This window comes from Haloarcula nitratireducens, assembly GCF_019599505.1.
In genome coordinates, this window is the sequence record NZ_RKLT01000005.1 from 12,084 (window position 1) to 33,361 (window position 21,278).

The window sequence follows — 21,278 nt, forward strand, 5'->3', positions numbered from 1 at the left end:
GTAGAAGGGGGAACTGAAACCCCACCTTATCGTCGCTGTTCCCCCAAATAAGACCAAATTATCGAAATAGACTCTCGAAAAATTGTATATTACAATAAACGCGTCGCTACGAACATCGGTAGCACATGGCTCCAACCCATTCGCCGTCACGGCGAGCAGTTCTCGGTTCCGCGGGGACGCTTCTCGGACTCGTGAGTTTTTCTGGCGTGGTAACGGCTCACGACGAAGACGATGATGAAGACGAAGAGGAGAGAGATGCGGATGACGAGGAACAACGGAGGGCCGAAAACACGACCTCTCGTTTACATACAGCGTTCGATAGCCGCGCCCGATATGCGGATATCGGTGAGCGCATCGATGACTTCGAAGACATCGACGAGTGGGTGGCTACGAGCGGGTCGCTCGATGCCGAAACGGGTACCACCTACGAGGGGTCACAGTCGGCCCGCCTCGCATCGACGACCGACGACGGCGGGAACATCGAGATCCGTCGCGAATTCGACGACCTCGATCTCTCAGGTCGCACTCTCTCCGTCGCAATTCGGCTCGAGTCCCCCGACGTCGAGCAACTGGACGCCATCGTCGAAGACGAGTCGGGCGACGAAGTTGTTATGGGACGACGCACGATCGAATCGGATTACGGCTGGTTCATTCTCGATTTAGGCGTGACAGAAGAGAACGGGGATCCGGATCTCGAGAACGTAGCGGAGATTCGCATCCAGTTGAATCAGGACAATGGTAGACCGATCTCCCTCTTGCTCGACGATCTGCGAGCGACCGAACGCGGTGATGGTGGGTACGTACTGCTCACATTCGATGACACGCCGGAGTCTCAGTACGAGAAAGCGTTTCCGGTCATGCGTCGATACGGGTTTCCGGGGTTTGCAGCGATCAACCCGGACCGCGTCGGGGACGAGGAGTCGCTTTCGCTTGCGCAGCTCGAGGACCTACAGGATGCTGGTTGGGAGATCGGGAGTCACACGATGGACCACCGCAACCTCCCGGAACTAGAGACGTCGGAGGCCCGAGAGCAAGTTGCAACGGCCAAAGAGTGGCTACTCGACAACGGCTTCGAGACCGGGGCGGACAGCTTCGTCTACCCGTGGAGTAGCAGCGATCCGCTCACGCGTGACGTCGTGAGCGACTATCACTATCTGGCCTTCACTGATGGCAGCAACACTCATGGGCAGCAACTCCGGGGGCCGTTGACCGTGGGGCGGATCTTCGCTGAGGAGCGCGAACGCGTCGCGGATGCATTGTCGCTGGCTGCGAAATACGACCAGGTCGTCGTACTCGCGTACCACGAGATCGGCGCTGGAAAGTGGATCGATGAGGCCGGCTTTCGTGACCAGATGCAGTTGATTGCAGCTACCGAGGACCTCGAAGTGGTAACGCCATCGGCACTACTCGAGGACGTCCTCACGCCGCCGCTGTTGTAGAGCGATCTTGATGCAGGAACCGGGAGCGACCCGATCTCTGCCGGCGTGGAGTGAGTGACCGTCACGCGAACGGAGCGACCAGTCCCGATACGCGAATGATGGCATCACTTAATCTACCCTAACTTTCATATACTTATCAATTCTATTTGATTTATGGTCAATACGAATCGCGACTGTACGATCTGTGGCAACAACGTACACGAATATGAAGAACTCAGCGTGCAGTATTCGGGGCAGGAGTACTATTTTTGCTCCGACGAACACGAAGTGGTATTCAAACGAACGCCGGAGAAATTCGTCTGATACTATTTTACGGTGCTATTCTGGGATATCAGCGCAGGAACATCGAACGCAAGAGTTGAACTGAGGTCGATGCCGAGTAGCTCGGACACCGTCGGTGCGACGGCACGCGCATCGACTGGCTCGGTTACCTGGAGCTCGGGCGCAGCAGGGCCGCCGAGTCCGTAGAGTGGGAGCGATTCGTCGTCTACTCGCCCGTGAGACCCACGTACTTTCGACGGATCCAGCGACGCGAGCCCCGAGTCGCCGAAGAACAGCTCGCACGGATCGTACCCCGGTTTCGAGTGAATGTCCATATCCGTCGCATAGGCAGGGGCGTTCTCCTCGACCGTCCACCAGTAGTATTGGAACCACGCGGCTGGTTCTGCGATGAGCACGAGGTCCCCCGCGTTGGGATGATCGATGTTATGTCGTTCCTTGCCCTCCGTCTCTAAAACCGACGCAATACCATCGAGATTTTTCAGTGCTCTTCTGGCAGCAGGTAGTGCATCAGGTTCCACATACACATGGGCGACCTGATGGTCGACCATCGCAAACGCCCGGGACTGTGGAACGTTGACCTCGTCGCCGTGGTCGTCAGTGTTATCTACTGAGAGCAAGCCAGCGTCGCGTAGCGCGCGATTCGGGAAGATAGGCGTATCGACGCTGTGGAACCCGTACTCGCTAACGATGTTTACCGCCGTCGCGTCCCATCGACTGTCTTCACGGAGGAAGTCGAGGAACTCACCGACCAACCTGTCGACCGTTTCGAGCGCGTTCTTGAACTCAGGGGTTCCAGGACCGTAGCGCTGGCCATCGTAATCGAGATGGGGTACGTATATCCAGAGCAGGTCCGGGTCATATCGTTCGATTGTCTCGCGAGCAGCCGTCAGAATCCACTCGCTGCCCCGTTCGTTCGCTCCTGGCCCCCAGTAGTGGTGCAGTGGGAAGTGACTATATTCGGCTTCCAAGTCATCGTAGAACCCGTCTGGATTGGTCCAACAGTTCATCTCCAGCAGGTTGTTGTCCTCGTCTTCTATCGGCGAGGGAGTCACTGCGACGTCAGCGGTAGTCCCTATGAGATGTTGAAAGAACAACGCTCCCGTGGTGAGCCCAGCCTCGCTCGCAGCTTCCCAGAGACGAGTTCTGTCGGCTCGATCCCGCTCCCAGAAGGCTACTTTGCCTGTCTCACGGTCGTACTCACCGTTTGCGACGTCTCCGTGTGATGCGGGCGATCGTCCGGTCGCCAGTGTGGTTTGGGCCGGGACTGTGACGGCGGGCATAGGGGGTCGAAGGTCGGCAGACGTCCCTCCCTCGAGCAGTGCAGTTATATTCGGTGTGTTGCCGTTCCCGAGATGATCCTGCTGAAGCCCGACGACGTCAAGGACGATGACGCGACCGGCCGCGGTCGCGTCGCCTACTGTGGTCATTCACTCATCACCTCGGTCGTGTGGCGCTCGACGTACTCGTCGAGCATCGCAAATTGACGAGAGAGGTTGTGCTCCTCGACGCCGAGCGGTGCCTTGAAAAACGATGCGAGCTGCGGTTGAAGTCCGCTCTCGTCGTGCTCGTCGGCGTGTGCGAGCAAGCGCACGAGATCGAGAACGAGCGGTGCGGCCAGCGCCGAGTCGGACCCTTCCCAGGTAAACTGCATCTTCATCTCCGTGTTCAGGAACCCCTCGAAGTGGATGTAATCCCAAGCCGTCTTCCAGTCGTCCAGCGACGGCGTATAGTCGATACGTACTCGGTTGTGTCCGATGTCGGGCAGCAGTGAACTGAGCACGTCACCCTTGCTCGCGATCTTACCCGCCTTATTGCGGTCGTCTTCGAGGACCTTTCCATCGCCGTTGCCCAGGATATTGTGCCCCTCCCACGCCTTGACGCGTAGATTTCGGCCGGCAAACATCGGCGCGAGCGCTGACTTGACGAGTGTTTCGCCCGTCTTGGCGTCGCGGCCCGTATGCGGGACGGCTCGCTCCCGCGCGAGTTCCTCGAGTCCGCCGAGGGCCGAGCCCGTACTGGGTGTGAAGTTCACGTACGGATGTCCGTCGACGAGTGCGGCGTAGGCGTACAACGCACTCGCCGGAAGCTCCCGGTCGTCGTTTTCGATCGCCCGTTCGACCGCTTCTCGGGTATCGTATCGATCAGGATCCTCGAGCGGTGGTTCGGTCGACGCAACATTGACGACGACGAGGCGGTCGAGATCGTGGCCGCGACCGAACGACTCGTAATCGTCTCGAATCTGGTCGACGACCTCGCCGACGGCCAGTCGATCCTCCAGCGATTCGCGGTCGGCGAGGTCGTCGACTGCGGTCCCGCAGTTGATCGCCGTGCCGGTCTCGATCCGGTCGTCGATAGCTCGGAGGTCGTCCGCTACCTCCTCGACGACGTCCGGTTTCGGGACGCCGTTCTCCGAGAGCCCCCGCGCAGTCTCGAGGAGACTTCGCTCGCGAACGTCGTGACCACCGAACACGAACCCCTCGATATCCGGAAGCGCTAGTTTCGAGTATGGAGCCCGACCCGTCACCAGTCCGGTCGTGTCAGTCTCGCCACGAGCCATCGCACGGGCTCCCGTGATTGCGGTGGTCGCGACGTTTCCGCGCGCACCGATCAGCCAGACGCCTGTTTCTGTCATCAGTCCTACCCATCGGCTACTACTAGTTTCATTATATCTCCCCTGAACGGGTGGTATAGCCCGCCTGAACGAATACCGACTCCCGAGCTTCTCAACTCCAGTGGGTATGTTCATTTCACGGGTTTCCGGCCGCTTTACGCCATATTTCGACATCCGATAGGCTTGGTAGCCGTGTGGTAACAAAGTGGTACCTCGCTGAGGTTCTATTCGATGCGTGTAATAGACCCCCACATGCACATGGTGTCGCGGTCGAGTGGCGACTACGAACGCGCTCGACGCGCGGGCATCGAGTGTTGTATCGAACCGGCGTTCTGGAGCGGGACCGACAAGCAGTACGCGGGCTCGTTTTTCGACTACTTCGAACACCTCATCGACTTCGAGACCGAGCGCGCCGAGCGTGCCGCCGGGATGGACCACTACGTTACCATCGGTCTGGAGCCGAAGGAGGCCAATTACCCGGAGATGGCCGAGACGGTACTGGACCGGCTCCCCGAGTTCCTCGACCGGGAGAACGTCGTCGGCGTCGGCGAGATCGGACTCGATCAGGGCACCGAGGCCGAGGAATACGCGTTCCGCAGACAGCTCCGAATGGCCGAAGAGCGCGAACTCCCTGTTATCGTTCACACGCCTCACGAGAACAAGCCCGAAGGGACCGAGCGTCTCGTCGAGATGATCCGAGAGGAAGACGTCACCGAGGAGCGGATCATCCTCGACCACAACACGGAGAACACTATCGACACCTCGCTGCGGACCGACTGCTGGATCGGGTTCACTCTCTACCCCGGGAAGATCGAGGCCGAGAGCGCGATCGACCTGCTCGAGGAGTACGGGACCGACAAGATGCTGTTCAACAGCGCGGCCGACTGGGACCCGTCTGATCCCCTCGCAGTACCGAAGGCCCGCGACATGATGCTCGACCGCGGGTGGGACCGCGAAGACGTCCAGACGGTCGTCTTCGACAACCCCTACGAGTTCTTCGACCAATCGCCGAACTTCGAGTACGAGCGCTGATCACCGATGCAATTCGCATTCTCAGCCAACGCGTTTCACGAGTACAGTCCCGTCGAAACGGTCGAGATCCTGGCCGATATCGGATACGACGGGGTCGAGCCGCTACTCGGGGGCACACACCTCCACCCGGCCGACACCAGTGCGGAAGACGTCGCTGCTGTCACGGAAGCGCTCGAGGAGACCGGTCTCGAGATCAGCAACTGTAACGCGTTCATGATCTCGGAGACGGATTTCCAGCACCCCTCGTACATCGAGCCCGACGCCGACTACCGACGGGAGCGCATCGAATACACCCGCGAGGCAGTGGAGTTGGCCGACACGTTCGATGCGGATTCTATCTCCATCCAGCCGGGCGGTCCGATTCCCGACGGACAGTCCCGTGCATGGGGTATGGAGACGTTTGCGGAGAGCATGCGCGAGATCGTTCCGGTGGCCGAGCAGCGGGGTGTGAACATCCTCGTCGAACCCGAACCGGACCTGCTCATCGAGACGACCGAGCACTATCTCGATTTCGCGAACCGTCTCGACTCCGGGGCCGTCGGCTGTAATTTCGACGCTGGTCACCTGTTCTGCGTCGGCGAGAATCCGGCTGAAGCGGTCGGACGACTCAGCGACCACACCCCACACTATCACCTCGAAGATATCCCCGCCGACCGCACCCACGAACACACGCAGCTCGGTGACGGTGCGATGGATATCGACGGCTTCCTCCAGACAGTCGAGGACTCGGGCTACGATGGGTTCGTCACCGTCGAACTCTACCCGTATCAGGAAACGGCCGCCGAAACCGCGCGGGAAGCGTACGCCTACCTCGACGAGCGCGGGTGGATCTGACGTGGCACACTCCCGGCGTCGCACGCGCGAACTGCGACGGACCGCAGCGGCGTATGCCGCGCTGGTACGTGTGCCCAACCTCTTCACTGCCCCACCCGACGTGATCGCCGGAGCGGCCCTCGCTGTCGCCGCCGGCGGGACGGTCTCGTTGTCGGCTGCAGCAGGCGTCGCCGGTGCGTCGATGCTGCTCTACGCTGGCGGAACCACGCTCAACGACTACGTTGACGCGCCCGTCGACGCTGAGGAGCGTCCAGAGCGGCCGATCCCCTCCGGACGAATCGCTCGTCCGGTGGCCGGGCTCCTCGGCGTCGTGCTCCTCGGCAGTGGCGTCGTCGTCGCTGCCGCCCTCGCTGGTGTGACTGCTGGTATCGGCGCGGCCGCAGTCGCACTCGCTGTGGTTTCGTACGACGGTGTTCTGAAAGGCGGTCCAGCGGGTTTCGTCGCGATGGGAGTCACGCGTGGCCTGAACGTCCTATTCGGGATGACGGCGACAACTGTCTCACTCATCTCGCTTCCCCCGTGGGTGTTCGGAGTGCCACTCGCCGTCGCTGCCTATATCGCGGGCGTGACAGCTATGGCAGCCCGAGAGGCCACCGGTGCGACTCGCCGCGCGGTAGTCGTCGCGGGCGTCGGCGCTGGCATTGCGGGGCTGGGAGCGATCGCTCTTCATACGATAACCCCGCTCGCTACGCGCTCACTCGCCGCCGGCGTTGGAATCGTCCTTGCCGGCGGATTTCTCGCCACGGCAGGACAAGCGCTCGGCCGGGCCTACCGAACTCCGTCACCCGAAACTATCGGACCGGTAGTTGGAACGTGCGTACTGGCGCTCGTCGTCGTCGACGCGGCAATCGCGAGTATCGCGGGCGGTCGCTGGGCGCTGACGGCGCTCGCGTTCGTCGTTCCCGCTGTCGGACTTTCGCAGCTGTTCGATGTATCGTAGCTACGGTCATACAACCATGCAACTGACACAGTACACGACGCGGTCGAAACCGCTCCGACTCAGATCGTATCGAACTCGAATCAACACGCCTGAAGTAGTCTGCCACCACGGTGGTGAGCCCTAGTGGTCGAGCTAGCCTTTTCGACGAACGCGTACACCGAGTACGCGCTCCCGGAGGCGGTTCGGCGCATCGCCGACCGCGGATACGAGGGCGTCGAACTGCTGGGTGACGATCCGCACGCTTACTTCCCGGCATTCGACCACGAGCGAGAGCGGGCACTGAGCGAGGCCCTCGATGAAACCGGCATTTCGGTGTCGAATATCAATGCCAACACGGCGATGGGGTACTACGATGATGCGCCGCCCTCGGCGTTTTTCGAACCGAGCATCATCACTGCCGACGATGGGGACCGGACGTGGCGAATCGCATACACGAAGCGCGCGATCGATCTCGCCGCTGCGGTCGGCGCGCCGGCAGTCTGTCTCGCTACGGGGCGGCCACTACCCGGGAATCCACCGGAACGCGCCCGTGAGTACCTCTTGGACTCGCTTCACGAGATCCTCGATTACGCCGAGCCCCGCGAGGTCGAGGTCGGTATCGAGTTCGAACCCGAACTCCTCGTCGAATGCACCACCGACGTGCTCGAACTCATCGACGAGATCGGGCGCGACTCGCTCGGCGTGAACCTCGATATCGGGCACGCGGCAGTTTACGGTGAGGACGTCGCCGAGGCCATCTACCGGAGCGCTGGACGTATCACCGGCATACATCTCGAAGACATCGAGGGCGGTCGGCGAGGGAAACACTATCACCGAATTCCCGGCGAGGGGGATCTCGACTTCCGAACGGTGTTCGATTCGCTGGACGACATCGGTTACGAGGGGTTCGCGACCCTGGAACTCTATACGTACTCCGATGATCCGGATCATGCCGCAACGCGTGCGTACGAAGTCTTGGCGCAGTATTGAATTGTCAGAAGACCGCTCGTTGATCGCACCGGTTCAGGATAGCGGTCGAGCTATCCGAAATAACGCGTAAACCCGCATAGAGCTGTAACGCGACGGATCGTGATATCCTCACTTCGTATCAGAAGCTACGTGCGAACTACGGCGGGTGCAGTCAGTCTGACCATCCCTTGCCGAATAGAATCCGCTGCGTCACTCGTTATCGTCACAACTTCCGGGTTCGTTCGGAAGCGAGCCGGCGCGGCTCCCCCGAAGAACTGGCGTTTAAATGCTCGCTCGACAACGCTAAAACATGGTTACAGCACGGTGGTCATCGGGACTCGGCTTCGTGCTCGCGACGGTCGGAGCCGCGGTTGGCCTCGGGAACATCTGGCGGTTCTCGGCTGTCGTCGGGCAGAACGGCGGCGGTGCCTATCTCGTACCCTACTTGATCGCAGCCCTCGTCTGTGCAGTGCCGATGCTCATCCTGGAACTCGCCATCGGGCGGTCCCTCCGGACGGACGTCGTCTCTGCCTTTCGATCGGTCAGGACGGAATACACAGCGCTGGGATGGCTCGTTCTGGGAGGCGTCCTCCTCATCCTGAGCTACTATCTCGTCCTCACGGGGTGGGTACTCGGGTTTTTCCTCTCGTGGGGTCTCGGGTCACAGGCCACGTTCGCTTCGTTTACCGCGAGCTGGCAACCCGTTGGGTATTTCGTCGTCGCAACGACAGCGACTGGCGTCGTCGTCTCGATGGGCGTCCGCGACGGTATCGAGCGAATGTCGAAAGTCGTGATGCCGACCGTGTTCGCGCTTCTCATCGCGCTTGCGCTGTACGCGGTGACGTTGTCAGAATGGACGCAGGCCGCTTCTTTCCTGTTCACGCCCGAGTTCTCGGTGCTCACGGATCTCGGTATCTGGAGTGCGGCCTTCGGACAGGTCTTCTTCTCGATGTCCGTCGGCCAAGGGATCATGCTCACCTATGGGAGCTACGTGGAGGCGGAGACGGATCTCTTCAGATCGGCGTTCGTGATCACGGTCGCCGATATCGGGGCGGCCGTTATCGCCGGCCTCGTCATCTTCCCGATCGTATTCAGCTTCGGTCTCCAGCCGACCCTCGGAACGGAACTCGCCTTCACGACGTTACCGACGGCGTTCGCGGCGATGCCGTTCGGGCGGGTCATCGCGGTCGGCTTCTTCGGGCTCCTCTTTTTCGCCGCCCTGTCGTCGTCCGTGGCGCTCCTCGAGGTCGGCGTCGCCGCCGCGGAGAACACGACGCGACTCTCTCGCCGGCGAGCAACGCTGCTGTTGACGGGTGGGGTGTTCGTCGCCGGCGTTCCCTCCGCACTGAGCTATAGTCCTGCCGGCCTCGCTGTCGCAGGGCGACCGATTTTGGACCTGGTAGACCAGTCGGTCGGGACGTTTGCACTCCCCATCTCGGCGCTCTGTCTCCTGTTCGCCTTCGTCTGGGTCGCGGATCTCGAGACTGTCCACGAGGAACTCGGACGGCTCTACCCGCTAGTCCGGTATCTGATTCCGGCCGTTCTCGTCGTCGTCATCGCCGCGCAGGGCGTCGGTATCGTCCATCCGGCGTGGCGGCTTATCGTCGATCACGCCCGAAACGGCTCGCTCGGACTGCTCGTCGCTGCCGTCCTGTTGCTGTCGTTTGCAGTACTGGGATGGGGACTTCGGGACCGCCTTCCGACCCCGCCTCGCCTCCGTAGCCGACGGCGCTGACCCGACATTGCGGTAGTCTCGGTCGTCCATCTCTCCGGGCCCCGCATTGTCGGCTGACACCATCGACGCCATTTCCATCAGATAGTTTCGAACGAAAGCACGGAGCTAGTCGCTGTCCTCGAGGGCCATCGCCGATTCCGGGAGCGTCTGTCCGCCGTCGACGACGAGCGTCTGCCCCGTGATGAACTTCGCTCTTTCCGAGGCCAAAAACACCAGAGCGTGTGCGATGTCTTCTGGGTCTCCCAGCGTGCCGAGCGGAACACTCGCAGTCATCCGTTCGATGTACTCCTCTCCTAACTCGTCGAGCGATTCGGTGCGGATATTCCCGGGAAGAACGGCGTTTACTGTGATGTCGTGTTGGGCTAATTCCAGGGCCGCCGTTCGCATAAACCCGAGCATCCCGGCCTTCGTCGCACCGTAGTGGCTCCAGCCCGGATACCCGGTCATCGGACCGGTTATCGACGATGTCAGCAGCACTCGCCCGGAGTCCTGGTCTTTCAGATAGGGGAGACAGGCCTTGACCGTCAGGAACGTCCCCTTCAGGTTCACGTTCTGGACTCGGTCCCAGTCGGCTTCGGTCATCTCCTCGAGCGAGGCCGACGGATAGATACCGGCGTTCGCACAGACGATGTCGATTCCGCCGTACCGCTCGGCGGCAGCCTCAGCGATAGCTTCCATCTCTTCTAACTCTGTGACATCACCTGCATGTGCCTCGACGGACTCATCGTCGATCTCGTCGGCCGCTCGCTGAACCGCCTTCTCGTCCACGTCTACGAGGACGACGCGTGCGCCGTTGTCGGCGAACGTCTCGGCGATACCTCTGCCGATTCCACGTGCAGCACCGGTGATTACCACGGTTTTCTGATCGACAGTCATTGCTTTCCCTCTGAGTCGTACTAGCGAGTGCCGAACCAAATTACCTCCCCTCCGACGCAGGCACTCCGCAGATATAATTGACGGCGGGGCTTCTCGAGTCTATGTCGCTAGCCGGCCGATCGGATTTCTTCGAGAATGCCCCAGGCCAGGAGCGCAATTCCGGAGAAGATGAGTAGCCAGAGTAACAGCCGGATCCCGAGGAAGATTTGGGTCGATTCGGGAGCTACCCCGTACGGACCCGGATCGAAGCTCCCGGCACCTTCCAGGGACTCACCGCGTGCGACGTGGAACAGCGCGAAAAAGAAGTGCTGGGCCCATGCATTGAGGATGGCCCCGAGGAGACTGAGTCCGGCCAGGACTGCCCGCCAAGAGCTTCGTGTTCATCGCGGACTGCGCGTACCGCGGGGAGACGCAAAAGCGGTCTGACTTCGACCAATCGTTGAAAGGCAGAGAGGGCGGGTCGGGAAACTCCCGCGACGGGTACCGGCGACCCCGTTGCATATGATGACTTCCTAGAGTTCGACAGCACTGACACAGACGAATACCAGCGACACGGTATCGCACTCCTATCCCTGCCTCAGCCGCCACGCAGGTTTGGCGCATCTCGGCTGGGGCCCCATCGAATATCGGCTGCCCAATAATTATTGCTTCTCGAAAATATCGCCTGATATGGCCGCTGATCCATCCACTCGTCCGTCATTCCAGATCACTCACGAGACAACGCCGTCTGAGAGGGTCGTTGCCGGCTTCTCATCGTTTGGGCTAGCCGGGCTAACCGCGGTTAACTTCTTGATAGACCAGCTTGAGCTGGAAGAAACTGGCTATATCTCGACTGAGGCGCTGCCATCGATTACGCCCTTCGAGAACGGCACACCCCGCCACCACACCCGATTGTTCTCTCGTCCTGACCTGAATCTCACTCTGCTGGTGAACGAACTCTTTGTGCCGCTATGGGCGGCCGATCCGTTCGCAAAGTCCATCCTCAAATGGACCGATACGAATACTGTCGAGGAGATCGCGATCCTCTCAGGCGTTCCCCTTCCCCATGGTCCACAGGAACACCAGGTGTTCTACGTCGCTACCGAAGACTATCAGAGCGAACGGCTGACATCGACCGAGATTCCAGCGATGGGCACCGGATTCCTGGATGGCGTGAATGCAAGTCTCATCGGTCGCGGAATGGATACTGATCTCCGCGTCGGGGTCTTCGTTACACCGGTCCACCCCCGGGTTCCGGATGTCGACGCGGCACTACGACTGCTCGTCGCCGTCGAACAGTTATACGATCTCGATATCGATATGACCGCTCTAGAGCAGTTCGCAGGGGAAATTGAGCAGTACTACCGTGATCTTGAAGAGCGATTACAGGCGGTTGATCGGTCAGACAGTTACGAAGACCGGATGTATATGTGAAGCTCTCCCGGAGAACTCGATTCTTGCCCGACAGTTCTCGGCGGTTTATCCGGTGAGTGTGAGGGCTATCGGAAGCCACGTGTACGTGAGTACGACGATTGCGACGATACCAATCAAGTTCAACCAGAGACCAGTACGCGACATCTCTGGAATGGTCACGTACCCGCTACCGAAGACAACCGCATTCGGAGGGGTCGCTACCGGGAGCATGAATGCCATCGACGCTGCCAGGGAAACAGTCGCCATCAACGTGAGTGGGGGCGCTCCGATCGTGAGTCCGAGACTTATCATAATCGGTATGAAGACCGTCGCGGTCGCCGTGTTCGACGTGACCTCCGTCAGAAACACGACGACCGCGGCGATCATGAGTACGAGAACGACCAATGGAACGCCCGCAATACCGGCTAAACCTCGTGCGATAACCGTATCCAGCCCGCTCTCCTGGAAGCCATTCGCCAGTGAAAATCCTGCTCCGAGGAGCAAGAGAACACCCCACGGCACGCGTGTCGCATCGCTCCAGTCGAGGAGGAACTCGCGGTTCTCGTAATCGACGGGAACGACGAATAAGAGTACTCCGCCAACGATGGCAACGACTGTGTCCGTGATTGCTGGGAACAGTGGCTGGAGAACAAACGGCCGGAGAAGCCATCCGGCTGCGACGAGAATGAAGACTGCCAATACCCGCCGCTCGCCGCGAGAGATCGAGCCGAGTTCCTCCCGCTGTGTCCGAATCACAGCTTCAGCGCCCTGGTCGTGCGGAATATCCGGCCGAAGGAGTTTCACCAGCAGCAGCCACGTGACGAGCAAGAAAACGATAGATAGCGGCCCCGCGAACACGAGCCAGTCCAGAAAACTGACCTGCACGTTAAGACGGGATTCTGCAACGCCTGCGAAGACGGCGTTCGGTGGACTCCCGATCAGCGTTGCCACACCACCAATTGATGCACTATACGCAATCCCGAGCATCAGCGCGAGTCCGAAGTCGCTAACGGGACGTTCGTCTGGATCCGTGCGAACTCCTGGGACGAGATCGTCTTCTTCGTCACCCTCAGCCATCTTTCGTTCCTGTTCGTCAACAGTTCCGACCGAGACAATGACTGCGGTCCCAATCGGTACCATCAGCATCGCCGTCGCCGAGTTCGAGATCCACATCGAGAGGAAGGCAGTCGCTACCATGAACCCGAGTAGCAGCCGGTCGGATCGCACCCCTACGAAGCTCATGATAGTGAGTGCGATTCGCCGGTGGAGTCCCCAACGCTCAATTCCGAGTGCGAGCAGAAACCCACCGAGTAGCAGAAACACAACCGAATCGGCATACGGTGCCGTAGCCGCTGGGGTATCGACGACGCCGGTCAGGGGAAAGAGTACGATGGGAAGGAGGCTTGTCGCCGGAATCGGAATCGCTTCTGTTACCCACCAGATTGCAAGCCAGAGTGTACTTGCCAGTGCTGCATTCGCCGACGAGGAAATGTCGAACGGAGGAAATAGGAGAAAGCCGACGAACAGTGCTGGCCCCAGAATCAATCCGAACAGCTGCCGGGTGGCGAATTCGGAGAAGCGACTGTAAGTGACCATATCTGTAAGCCGAGTCTGTGTTCGAGAGTGCGAGTGGCTACACGGTACTTATCAGTGAAGCTTCTGGTACGGGAACGATCGTAACGGGGAGAAGCACTCCCGAATATCGCGTTTAGCCCCCGTTTCTTTTGCTCCGCAACGCGTAGCGGTGTACAATGTACGATCGGATCCTCGTCGCAACGGATGGGAGTGATAATGCACGACGCGCGACACACCAAGCACTGGATTTGGCTCGGCAGTCCGGAGCCGAACTCCACGCAGTCTACGTTATCGAAACCAGAACTGGGTACGATAACGCGATCGTCGATCCCGACACCGTACGGCAGAACCTTCGAGAAGAAGGAGCAGAAGCCCTAACAGCCATCGAAGCGGAGGGTAAGCCGAATATCTCCGTCGTCACCTCTATTCGAGAAGGTGTTCCGCACGAAGAGCTTCTCGCCTACGTAGCGGATCAAGAGATCGACCTCGTGGTCGTGGGTGCGAAAGGGCGATCCGCCTTCAAGACGATTTTACTTGGAAGCACAACGGAGGCGCTTCTACGGGCCGATCAGGTGCCCGTCTTGGTGGTCAATAGTACTAGCGAATGAGCCACGTGATACTTTCATGGCTTTAAACTCTCCAATGAATCATCTGGCGTCTTCGTCTGGCGGGCTTTACGCGTCAGAATGGTGGAACTTGCAGCCGCTCGTCCAACGCCTTCGGCAACCGATCCAACGAGCTTTCGCTTGAGGAATGGGTCGCGTGTAGCGCCGAGGACGGTGAGATCGTGGTTCGCTGTTTCGTCTGTGATTGCGCCCGCAACGTGGTCACTCTGAAGCGTTGTCGACTCGGTTTTGACATCCCTCTCGCTGAGGGAAGAACCGTAATTCTGGAGAAGTGCTGAGGTATCTTCCTGCGTCGACTCATCTGCATCGGGATGGGTAACGTGAAGCAGATGAACAACTGCATCGCGCTGTGATGCGATTGTACCGGCGAGTTCGACGGCCAGCTCACAGTGTGAGCCACCTGCGACTGGAACTAAGATAGAGTCGACGTCTCTCGATGGTGTGCGGATGCGTTTGACGAAGACGTCACACGGTGCTTCACCGAGAATTCGGTCGAGAAAACTCCCCAATATGATGTTGCGCCGACGAGGACGTCCCCGCCATCCTACGAGCAGGGCGTCAGCGTCGTGCACATCGGCTGCTCCCACGATTCCGGTCGCAACGTCCCGTGCATAGCGCATCCGTGATTCGACTGCCACGTCAGCGTCTGTGGCTTGTTCGACTGCCTCATCGAGGAGCCGTACCTCTTCACCGTCGTCTTCGAGAAGGCTGTCACCTGCAGAGAGGGGAATCTGAGGCGGCACCTCGACGACGTGTAACACGACGACCCGCATAGACTGACCACGCGCGATATCGATAGCGGTGTCAAGTAATCGTTCTACGGTTTCAGGGTTCGCTACAGGCACTAGGAGCGTTCCGTTCTGTTTCTTCATGTCGATAGTTATCCTTTAGCACAGGCGACGTACTAATCTTCTCTTTAATCTGGTATGATCGCCCTCCTCACGTTTGGACGTGCCCGCGGTCATTCTGACTGCCGAACCGTCATTACCGGTACTGGCGATGTCCGTACTGTCTTTTCGGCGACGCTTCCCAGGAGATATCGTTCAATACCGCTGCGCCCCTGGGTTCCCATGACGACGAGGTCGATATCGTGTTCCTCAACGTAGGCACGAATCCCTCGGTAGGGGTTCCCGTGTTCAATCGCGGTTTCGACCCCAGACACGGAGGCCTGGGTCGCTTGCTTCTCGATGGTTTCGACCGCTGACCGGGCCGATTCTTCCAGCGCGTCGAGCATTCCTGCCGATCGGACGTCGAGGCCCAGCGCCATCGTATCGATGACCGAGAGGGCATGTAGTCGAGCATCGTAGGTGTTCCCAACATCGATAGCGGGGCTAATAGCGGCCTCAGCTCCCTCACTTCCGTCGGTCGGCACTAAAATATCGGTGTAGGGATACGTGACTCCGCCGTCGTCTGCCGTCTTGACCGTCAGTACTGGCGCGTCCGAGAGGCGGACAACCCTCTCGGTGACACTTCCGAGCAAATATCGTTCGACGCCGGTCCGACCGTGCGTTCCCATGACGATGAGGTCGACGCCCTGTTCGGTCGCGTACCGTAGAATCGCTTTGTGGGGGATATCAGTACGGACGGCTTGTTCGACAGAGATGCCACTCTCGGAAAGGTCGTTACAGGCCCTTTCAGCGATTGTTGCACGTTCTTTCGTGACTTCATCGGACTGTGGACCATCCTCCAGCATCCTGGAATCGACGACAGATAGTGCGTGCACACTCGCCTCATAACGTGTCGCCAGGTCTGCGGCGTACCCGACGGCTGCTTGTGCACAATCACTTCCATCAGTTGGAACGAGGATGTTGTCGAACATCGGTAGATAGCATCGAATTCGTCCGGGAACTATATCAAAGGTAGGAACAATCCACTCTCGTAACACGTTCGCGCTCCTCTCCGCCGCGGGAATTCCTGCATTCAACCAGGCAATTAGTGTCAACAAACGGTGGCTCGGCTCGCGAGTGAACTACCCTGCCCGCACACGACTGATGCGGTTCGCTCCCGGGAAAGGACCGCACCGGTGAGAGGTCAAGCGCGTTTAGGAGAAACTGCCGGAGTTAGGTGGAGACGATCTCGTTGCGAAGACGCGACGAGTGGGATGGACCAGACGCAGGCCGAACTACTGGCGCTGGATGCCGAGACGGCAGAAGGCTTGGTCGAGCAACGCTACGTCGGCTTGGATTTGCCGGAGAACGGCGACCGGAAAGCAACCACAGGAGGTGTCACACCCGTTGTGGTGGAGTCTTCGACCTAACCCTGTGAACGAAGCACACCCTGAGGAGAGAACCGACACAGAACTGACGCTAATGAACGCGGTGGCACGTGTTCTGCCGATGCTGACGTTGCTGTCCGGTAGCTGTCGCAACCGGGAGCGCCCCTCTTTTTGCAGGAGTGTTCGTCACACGAACGGAGCGACCACTCTCGATTCCCTGTTCACAACGGATGTGACGAACCACTCATCCCGGAATTTCTGAGAGCGATTCCAGTAACCGCGTACCACCAGTAGATGATTCGAGACGGTGTCGGCAAGACTGTCGTCTTAGTGCCTGCGGTCAGCTAAAAACGCGACGACCGACACTCGTGCTCTGCTGTGATGTGGAAACAGAAAGGCATCGACCACGATGGAATACCCAAGCAACTCCCTCATTCGAAGAAATGGAATACCGAACCGGAAACGTAATTATCATTCAATATAAAAATCTCTCTGGAGGCGGCAACCATGCCAGACTCCACCGACGCAACCCAAACGAGTACCGCCAGACTGGGTAGTCCACGACGACAATTCCTGAAGGCGGTCGGTTCCATCGCAACAATCGCTAGCCTCTCGAGTACTACGGGAGGGGCTACTCAACTTGATGAGTTACCTATCGCGAATCAGTACCTGCAGGTCGCGGTCAGTGCGGCGAGAGAAGGCGCCGCGATTCACACGGAGAACTTCGGCGAGATACAGCAAATCGAGCAAAAGGAAGACCGGCAGCAACTAGTCACGGAGGTCGATAGATCGGCGGAGCAAGCTATCAGAAGCACGATTCGGGAGGAGCTCGGAAACGAGTTCGACGCGGACGGTCACGCGTTCTTCGGCGAAGAAGAAGGCGGAACGCTTGATGCCCCGTACGTTTGGATCATCGACCCGCTCGATGGGACGACGAACTACGTGAACGGCATTCCACATTTCGCCGTTTCGATCGGCCTCGCGATCGATGGTGAGCGACAAGTGGGGGTCGTCTACTACACCCCACAGAATACGGTCTATACGGCTGTGAGAGGCGAAGGGGCCTTCAAATTTGAGGGCGGGGATGAGAACTTAGTCGCAGCCGGTACAACGGAGTCGCTATCCGTGACTGATGAAGGGAATCTCCAAGATTCCTTCTTTACGATCGGGCTCAACGAGGCAGACGACGACTTCGCTTTCCTGACGCTATTTCGGTACCTCTTTTCATCGACGCAGGGCGTTCGGCGTCTTGGCGCCGCCGCTGCAGACCTCAGTTTCGTCGCCGACGGAATCGTCGAAGGGTTCACCGAGAAGCAGCTAAGTGCTTGGGACGTCGCCGCCGGAACACTGCTCGTAGAGGAGGCCGGCGGTGAGGTGACCGACTTCGAGGGCGACGATAGTGAAGACACGATACTCGACGGAACCGTCGTCGCTACAAACGGCCTGATCCACGATTCGCTGCTCGACATCTACGACCGGCCCGACGCACGGTCGCTCCTCATTAGTCCGATAGACACTGTGCGAGAGAGGGTGGAATCTTCCGAGTCTTCGACCCGCCCGTGAACGGGCGGGCTTTCGCCTTGCTATCGCTGTAATCGACCGACAAACCGATTGCCTCTCGCGAGCATAGTGAACTCCCCTCTCCTATTCGCTTGCGATTGACGCCGTTTGCTCCGGGCAGGTGGCCTTCCTGTTTCGATGACGCGCTTCGCAGATACCGAGAAATCCACAGACGTTGGTTCGGATTACACTGACGACACGATATAGGGCAGCTACTGAGACATATACGCCGTGTAACAATGTCTGTCTCCGCTCTCTGAGAATCATAGGCGCTGGTGGTGTAACGGAACGCTCAGCCCGACCAAGGGCTGAGCTGTAGGTGCAACTCCTACCCAGCGCATGACTGCGACTATTTCCAAATCGGGGGTTCGGAAACACAAGCTGAGGAATCGCCGATCAAGACGTCAAAGGTACGTTTGATAGGCGATGAACGCGGCGATAGCGAGACACGCGATACCGAGCGCGCGGACGACCCACGTCCACGTGTCAGAGATTGGGTCGTCGGTCCCGTACTCTCCGCGGCGTCGACGGGTCGGGCCCATGAAGACGGACAGTTGGAGCGCCGTTCGTGGCGCAACGAGCAGCGCAACGCCCAATAGGACGCCGAGGACGACCGCGAGGAGCTCGCGAATCCCAGCCATCTACGAGCGGAGCCGCTGGATGCGCTTCTCCATCGGTGGGTGCGTGGAGACGATGCGCTGGAGGAAACCGCGGTCGGGGCTGGAAATACAGAGCGCGCTCACCTGCTGGTCGACGTTCGTGTCCCGGCGTCGGTCGTTACGGGCACGGCCGCGGCCACGCTGAGCAGTCCGGGTCGACTCGCGGGTCTGCTGGTTGCCCTGCTGGATTTTCTCGAGGGCGCGAGCGAGCGGCTCGCCGCGGCCGATGACACCCTTGGCGTCGGCGTCGGCGACGTACTCGCGGTACCGCGAGATGGCGAGGACGAAGATCATCACGACGAACTGGACGACGTTCCCCACGACGATGGCGAGGAAGAAATCCGCGAGATCATTGTCTCCCGTAAAGAGCACGGCGTACTGGGCTACGATAGCGACGATGGACGCGATGCCCTGGCCGAGCTGCATCGTGACGACGTCGCGGTTGTCGATGTGTGCGAGTTCGTGGGCGATGACGCCTTCGAGTTCGTCGCGATCGAGTAACTGGATGAGCTCTCGGGAGATGACGACAGTCCCATTGCCCCGGCGGCCGACCGCGAACGCATTGGGCACACCCATGTCGGCGATCTTCAGTGACGGCTTCTCTAGATTCTTGTCGCGGCAGACCTGCTCGACGAACTGATGGATCTGTGAGTACTGGTTCTCGGGAAGGTCCTCAGCACCGACGCTCCGTAAGGCAGCCCACTTGCCGATCTTGTACTGGATGCCGACAAGGAGGAGACTGCCAACGATGGCGATCGGGAGGATACCCTGACCGAACACCACCATCGCCGCGGCAACGGCGACGAGATAGAACGCCGCGAGGAGGGCACCAACGACGGCCATCCGGACCTTGAGGCCAAGATGTCTCATATGCGCTGGTTACGAACTCAGGCGTATAAATCCGGCTACTACAGTCCAGACCAGTGAGCGGCTGCTATGCACCGTGTTATTCCAGTAGATGGCAGTGTTGGCCCAACCCGGACAGCGCAGCGTGGGTTGGCGCTCGTGGAGTTGATCGGGGCAACCGTCCATGTCCTCACTCTCGTCGACGAGTGGGCGCTCGGGCTCGATGTTGGATCTGTCTCCGGGCGGGATTACGAACCGGTAATGATGGAAGCCATTGAGAAACTCATCATAACACCGTTTTCGGACAGAACGGTTCCGAAACCGTCCGATTAATACCCCGGTGGACGCCACGAACAACACGTGAATTCTCGCTATCGGCTCGTTCGCGTGGCCCTCGCTATGCTGGTGATAGTCGCAGTCACACTCGCTGGCAGCGGAACTGCACTGGGTGCCGACGCGCCCACTGACACTCAGAATGCACAGACGATACTGGAAGATCTCGAGCAACTGCTCCAACAGATCGTCGATCTTCTCGAAGTCATCGCGGACCTCGTGCAAGCGCTCCGTGAGATCACTGGCGGCATAGAAAGTGAAGACTGATAGGTCACCAGCCACGTCGGGACGGGCGGGCAAAAGCAAAGCGGGATCTACCGACGCCACGCCGAGCGCGAACTGGGGGGGTTCGTGACCTACCTCGAACGCGAAGGTATCGAGGGACTCGACGGGATCGAGGCCCGGACGCTCCGGCGGTATATCCGTCAGGAACTCTTAGGACACGGTCATTCACCGCGGACGGTACAGAAGTACTACGACTACGTCTCCGCGTAGCTGGGCTGGGCACAGCGGGGCCGGGTCCTCGCGATGCAACAGGGGGCCGACGCCGCCGCCGACCAACTCGGCAACTCCGTCGAAGTCGTCGAGAGGCGTTACTCCGATATCCTCGCCGCCGAACGAGCCGAGAAGACCGGCGAAGCGTTCGACGAACACGACGGGTGAGTTCTCGCCGGGGTCGTCGCGTACGGCCCGACGCCCGGTTCTCACGGTCGCCGGGCACGACACCGCGAGGTACTCGGGGGACGAGGGGAGCGGTCGCCGCCGACTCCGGTTCGTGACCGGGCGGTCGCCTCGATCTCGGACGCTCCGAACCGTGAAAGCCGGTCAGTGCCGATACGACGGTCGTTCGATCCGGTCGAGCCAGAAGTCTCGCACTTCCGCTACGAGTGCTACGTAGGCCTCGTAGTCGACCGGTTTCGTGAGATACGCGTTCGCACCGAGGTCGTACGCTCTATCGATCGTCTCTTGGTCGTCCTCGCTCGAGAGGACGAGTATCGGGACCCGACGGCACGGTTCCGAACTGGCTTTGAGTTCTTCGAGCAGCGCCATCCCTCCTTCACCGGGGATGTCGAGGTCGAGCAGGAGGAGGTCCGGCATCGCGGCCGCGTCACTGCCCTCGCTATCTTCCGACAGCGTCGGAAAGAACTCGATTGCCCCCTGCGTATCGGTCGCGAATTCGAGGTTCGAGAACTCGACCTCGGCGGCCGCTTCTTCGAACAGTCGGCGGTCAGCGGCGTTGTCTTCGACGACCAGCACTGTAGACTCCTCGGACATGAGTGATGAGAATCGGTTGTCTATGAGTTGTATCGCCCGGCTGTATCAATTTATCGGCCGTATACGCTCCGACACAGTCGTTTGTGGACGGCAGCCGATC

General features: G+C 59.7%; 24 protein-coding genes. 15 read left to right on the plus strand and 9 right to left on the minus strand.

All coding sequences use genetic code 11. The features are described 5' to 3' along the window. The first annotated feature begins 206 nt into the window (after positions 1-206). Together EGH23_RS14695 and EGH23_RS27205 are read left to right on the plus strand one after the other, a co-directional pair. Entirely contained in the window at positions 207-1,439 is a 1,233-nt protein-coding gene (locus EGH23_RS14695) for a polysaccharide deacetylase family protein (RefSeq protein WP_220580745.1), read from the plus strand. Positions 1,440-1,592: 153 nt separating this feature from the next. Then, positions 1,593-1,742, plus strand: a complete 150-nt coding sequence (locus EGH23_RS27205) for a YHS domain-containing protein (RefSeq protein ID WP_220580746.1) — start codon at positions 1,593-1,595, stop codon at positions 1,740-1,742. 2 nt (positions 1,743-1,744) lie between these two features. Here the strand turns inward: EGH23_RS27205 and EGH23_RS14705 are convergent, their stop codons facing one another. Then, on the minus strand, positions 1,745-3,148 hold the full coding sequence (locus EGH23_RS14705) for an alkaline phosphatase family protein (protein WP_220580747.1): 1,404 nt from the start codon (positions 3,146-3,148) through the stop codon (positions 1,745-1,747). Next, the gene (locus EGH23_RS14710) at positions 3,145-4,353 is read right to left on the minus strand and encodes an inositol-3-phosphate synthase (RefSeq protein ID WP_220580748.1); all 1,209 of its coding nucleotides are present in this window, start codon (positions 4,351-4,353) and stop codon (positions 3,145-3,147) included. Before EGH23_RS14710 ends, EGH23_RS14705 begins: the two co-directional genes overlap by 4 nt. Before the next feature lie 210 nt (positions 4,354-4,563). Here EGH23_RS14710 and EGH23_RS14715 point away from each other — a divergent pair, with 210 nt between their 5' ends. The 5 genes from EGH23_RS14715 (at position 4,564) to EGH23_RS14735 (ending at position 9,821) form a co-directional block, all read left to right on the plus strand. After that, positions 4,564-5,364: a TatD family hydrolase gene (locus EGH23_RS14715; RefSeq protein ID WP_220580749.1), complete on the plus strand. Its 801-nt coding sequence runs from the start codon at positions 4,564-4,566 to the stop codon at positions 5,362-5,364. Between the two features lie 6 nt (positions 5,365-5,370). Beyond that, positions 5,371-6,198 carry a sugar phosphate isomerase/epimerase family protein gene (locus tag EGH23_RS14720; protein WP_220580750.1) on the plus strand — a complete coding sequence of 276 codons (828 nt, stop codon included), beginning with the start codon at positions 5,371-5,373 and terminating at the stop codon, positions 6,196-6,198. A 1-nt stretch (position 6,199) separates the two neighbouring features. After that, positions 6,200-7,138 carry a UbiA family prenyltransferase gene (locus EGH23_RS14725; RefSeq protein WP_328766030.1) on the plus strand — a complete coding sequence of 313 codons (939 nt, stop codon included), beginning with the start codon at positions 6,200-6,202 and terminating at the stop codon, positions 7,136-7,138. A gap of 123 nt (positions 7,139-7,261) precedes the next feature. Next, positions 7,262-8,107 (plus strand): sugar phosphate isomerase/epimerase family protein, encoded by an 846-nt coding sequence (locus tag EGH23_RS14730; RefSeq protein WP_220580752.1) that lies wholly within the window; start codon positions 7,262-7,264, stop codon positions 8,105-8,107. 289 nt (positions 8,108-8,396) lie between these two features. Continuing rightward, complete coding sequence (locus EGH23_RS14735) at positions 8,397-9,821, plus strand: sodium-dependent transporter (RefSeq protein WP_220580753.1); 1,425 nt, start codon at positions 8,397-8,399, stop codon at positions 9,819-9,821. Between the two features lie 105 nt (positions 9,822-9,926). Here the strand turns inward: EGH23_RS14735 and fabG are convergent, their stop codons facing one another. Then, entirely contained in the window at positions 9,927-10,697 is a 771-nt protein-coding gene (gene fabG, locus EGH23_RS14740; protein ID WP_220580754.1) for a 3-oxoacyl-ACP reductase FabG, read from the minus strand. A gap of 669 nt (positions 10,698-11,366) precedes the next feature. Between fabG and EGH23_RS14745 the strand changes: the two genes are divergently transcribed. After that, on the plus strand, positions 11,367-12,110 hold the full coding sequence (locus tag EGH23_RS14745; protein WP_220580755.1) for a proteasome assembly chaperone family protein: 744 nt from the start codon (positions 11,367-11,369) through the stop codon (positions 12,108-12,110). A gap of 45 nt (positions 12,111-12,155) precedes the next feature. Here the strand turns inward: EGH23_RS14745 and EGH23_RS14750 are convergent, their stop codons facing one another. Next, positions 12,156-13,685: an SLC13 family permease gene (locus EGH23_RS14750; protein ID WP_220580756.1), complete on the minus strand. Its 1,530-nt coding sequence runs from the start codon at positions 13,683-13,685 to the stop codon at positions 12,156-12,158. 155 nt (positions 13,686-13,840) lie between these two features. Here EGH23_RS14750 and EGH23_RS14755 point away from each other — a divergent pair, with 155 nt between their 5' ends. Beyond that, a complete protein-coding gene (locus EGH23_RS14755) occupies positions 13,841-14,272 on the plus strand; it encodes a universal stress protein (protein WP_220580757.1) in 432 nt (143 codons plus the stop codon). Between the two features lie 14 nt (positions 14,273-14,286). Here EGH23_RS14755 and EGH23_RS14760 read toward each other — a convergent pair whose 3' ends face one another. Beyond that, positions 14,287-15,162, minus strand: coding sequence for a universal stress protein (locus EGH23_RS14760; RefSeq protein ID WP_220580758.1), 876 nt, complete (start codon positions 15,160-15,162; stop codon positions 14,287-14,289). 89 nt (positions 15,163-15,251) lie between these two features. Next, positions 15,252-16,109 (minus strand): universal stress protein, encoded by an 858-nt coding sequence (locus EGH23_RS14765; RefSeq protein ID WP_220580759.1) that lies wholly within the window; start codon positions 16,107-16,109, stop codon positions 15,252-15,254. A gap of 282 nt (positions 16,110-16,391) precedes the next feature. Here EGH23_RS14765 and EGH23_RS27210 point away from each other — a divergent pair, with 282 nt between their 5' ends. After that, complete coding sequence (locus EGH23_RS27210; RefSeq protein ID WP_425433232.1) at positions 16,392-16,547, plus strand: hypothetical protein; 156 nt, start codon at positions 16,392-16,394, stop codon at positions 16,545-16,547. A 465-nt stretch (positions 16,548-17,012) separates the two neighbouring features. Beyond that, positions 17,013-18,068, plus strand: a complete 1,056-nt coding sequence (locus EGH23_RS14775) for an inositol monophosphatase family protein (protein ID WP_220580760.1) — start codon at positions 17,013-17,015, stop codon at positions 18,066-18,068. Between the two features lie 401 nt (positions 18,069-18,469). On the opposite strand, the gene EGH23_RS14780 is transcribed toward EGH23_RS14775, so the two are convergent. Then, positions 18,470-18,706 carry a DUF6199 family natural product biosynthesis protein gene (locus tag EGH23_RS14780; RefSeq protein WP_220580761.1) on the minus strand — a complete coding sequence of 79 codons (237 nt, stop codon included), beginning with the start codon at positions 18,704-18,706 and terminating at the stop codon, positions 18,470-18,472. Then, complete coding sequence (locus tag EGH23_RS14785) at positions 18,707-19,567, minus strand: M48 family metallopeptidase (RefSeq protein ID WP_425433233.1); 861 nt, start codon at positions 19,565-19,567, stop codon at positions 18,707-18,709. Between the two features lie 162 nt (positions 19,568-19,729). On the opposite strand from EGH23_RS14785, the gene EGH23_RS14790 reads away from it, so the two are divergent. The 4 genes from EGH23_RS14790 to EGH23_RS26865 all read left to right on the plus strand — a co-directional run bounded on the left by EGH23_RS14790 (position 19,730) and on the right by EGH23_RS26865 (position 20,566). Continuing rightward, complete coding sequence (locus EGH23_RS14790; protein ID WP_220580763.1) at positions 19,730-19,903, plus strand: hypothetical protein; 174 nt, start codon at positions 19,730-19,732, stop codon at positions 19,901-19,903. A gap of 66 nt (positions 19,904-19,969) precedes the next feature. Then, positions 19,970-20,170, plus strand: a complete 201-nt coding sequence (locus EGH23_RS14795; RefSeq protein ID WP_220580764.1) for a hypothetical protein — start codon at positions 19,970-19,972, stop codon at positions 20,168-20,170. Positions 20,171-20,254: 84 nt separating this feature from the next. Then, positions 20,255-20,398 (plus strand): hypothetical protein, encoded by a 144-nt coding sequence (locus EGH23_RS14800; RefSeq protein ID WP_220580765.1) that lies wholly within the window; start codon positions 20,255-20,257, stop codon positions 20,396-20,398. A 33-nt stretch (positions 20,399-20,431) separates the two neighbouring features. Continuing rightward, the gene (locus EGH23_RS26865; protein ID WP_268899451.1) at positions 20,432-20,566 is read left to right on the plus strand and encodes a hypothetical protein; all 135 of its coding nucleotides are present in this window, start codon (positions 20,432-20,434) and stop codon (positions 20,564-20,566) included. Between the two features lie 162 nt (positions 20,567-20,728). Here EGH23_RS26865 and EGH23_RS14805 read toward each other — a convergent pair whose 3' ends face one another. Then, positions 20,729-21,178, minus strand: coding sequence for a response regulator (locus tag EGH23_RS14805; protein WP_220580766.1), 450 nt, complete (start codon positions 21,176-21,178; stop codon positions 20,729-20,731). Positions 21,179-21,278: the final 100 nt, after the last annotated feature.

Bases quoted from the DNA above. Each gene is read 5' to 3' on its own strand.
- EGH23_RS14750 (WP_220580756.1), bottom strand. From the start codon at position 13,685: ATGGTCACTTACAGTCGCTTCTCCGAATTCGCCACCCGGCAGCTGTTC.
- EGH23_RS14785 (WP_425433233.1), bottom strand. From the start codon at position 19,567: ATGGCCGTCGTTGGTGCCCTCCTCGCGGCGTTCTATCTCGTCGCCGTT.
- EGH23_RS27205 (WP_220580746.1), top strand. From the start codon at position 1,593: ATGGTCAATACGAATCGCGACTGTACGATCTGTGGCAACAACGTACAC.
- EGH23_RS14805 (WP_220580766.1), bottom strand. From the start codon at position 21,178: ATGTCCGAGGAGTCTACAGTGCTGGTCGTCGAAGACAACGCCGCTGAC.
- EGH23_RS14795 (WP_220580764.1), top strand. From the start codon at position 19,970: ATGCTGGTGATAGTCGCAGTCACACTCGCTGGCAGCGGAACTGCACTG.
- EGH23_RS14710 (WP_220580748.1), bottom strand. From the start codon at position 4,353: ATGACAGAAACAGGCGTCTGGCTGATCGGTGCGCGCGGAAACGTCGCG.
- fabG (WP_220580754.1), bottom strand. From the start codon at position 10,697: ATGACTGTCGATCAGAAAACCGTGGTAATCACCGGTGCTGCACGTGGA.
- EGH23_RS14760 (WP_220580758.1), bottom strand. From the start codon at position 15,162: ATGAAGAAACAGAACGGAACGCTCCTAGTGCCTGTAGCGAACCCTGAA.
- EGH23_RS14735 (WP_220580753.1), top strand. From the start codon at position 8,397: ATGGTTACAGCACGGTGGTCATCGGGACTCGGCTTCGTGCTCGCGACG.
- EGH23_RS14775 (WP_220580760.1), top strand. From the start codon at position 17,013: ATGCCAGACTCCACCGACGCAACCCAAACGAGTACCGCCAGACTGGGT.
- EGH23_RS26865 (WP_268899451.1), top strand. From the start codon at position 20,432: ATGCAACAGGGGGCCGACGCCGCCGCCGACCAACTCGGCAACTCCGTC.
- EGH23_RS14765 (WP_220580759.1), bottom strand. From the start codon at position 16,109: ATGTTCGACAACATCCTCGTTCCAACTGATGGAAGTGATTGTGCACAA.
- EGH23_RS14715 (WP_220580749.1), top strand. From the start codon at position 4,564: ATGCGTGTAATAGACCCCCACATGCACATGGTGTCGCGGTCGAGTGGC.
- EGH23_RS14745 (WP_220580755.1), top strand. From the start codon at position 11,367: ATGGCCGCTGATCCATCCACTCGTCCGTCATTCCAGATCACTCACGAG.
- EGH23_RS14755 (WP_220580757.1), top strand. From the start codon at position 13,841: ATGTACGATCGGATCCTCGTCGCAACGGATGGGAGTGATAATGCACGA.
- EGH23_RS14720 (WP_220580750.1), top strand. From the start codon at position 5,371: ATGCAATTCGCATTCTCAGCCAACGCGTTTCACGAGTACAGTCCCGTC.
- EGH23_RS14780 (WP_220580761.1), bottom strand. From the start codon at position 18,706: ATGGCTGGGATTCGCGAGCTCCTCGCGGTCGTCCTCGGCGTCCTATTG.
- EGH23_RS27210 (WP_425433232.1), top strand. From the start codon at position 16,392: ATGGACCAGACGCAGGCCGAACTACTGGCGCTGGATGCCGAGACGGCA.
- EGH23_RS14705 (WP_220580747.1), bottom strand. From the start codon at position 3,148: ATGACCACAGTAGGCGACGCGACCGCGGCCGGTCGCGTCATCGTCCTT.